The organism is Streptomyces sp. SID12501 (genome assembly GCF_010550245.1).
GTDB lineage: Bacteria > Actinomycetota > Actinomycetes > Streptomycetales > Streptomycetaceae > Streptomyces.
Genome location: NZ_JAAGLU010000627.1, coordinates 1 through 446 on the forward strand (window position 1 = coordinate 1; position 446 = coordinate 446).

General features: G+C 74.7%; 1 pseudogene. It reads left to right on the plus strand.

The features are described from left to right. Positions 1-446, plus strand: a pseudogene (locus G3I71_RS47610) (hypothetical protein); the annotation flags it as partial.

Consider the following 446-nt stretch of genomic DNA (forward strand, 5'->3'; position numbering starts at 1 on the left):
CGCGTCGGTGTGGACGACCGACGACCCCGCGCGGCTGCTGACCGCCGACCGGCCCGAGGCCCCGGGGCGCTTCGTCGTCCTCGACCTCGTGGACTCGCCGGTGGGCGGCTGGACGGTCATCGTGTCGCGCTGCCCGACGTTCCTGTGCTCGGTGCGCGTCAACCCCGACCAGCTCACGCAGGTCACGCAGCTCGGCGACGTGACCGGCACCGACGGTGCGCTCGTCGCCGCGGCCGACCCGACCCGCGCGCACCGGCTGACGGGTGACCCGCTCGACCGCGAGGTCGACCGGTTCGTGCTCGACACGTTCGCGTCCAGCACGGGCGACGTGCGGTACGCGTACCGCCTGCCCGACGGCTACGACCCGTCGCGCACGTACCCGCTCGTCGTCGCGCTGCCGGGCCACGGCATGGGCTACGACGGCCAGAACGTCGGCGTGCAGCTCG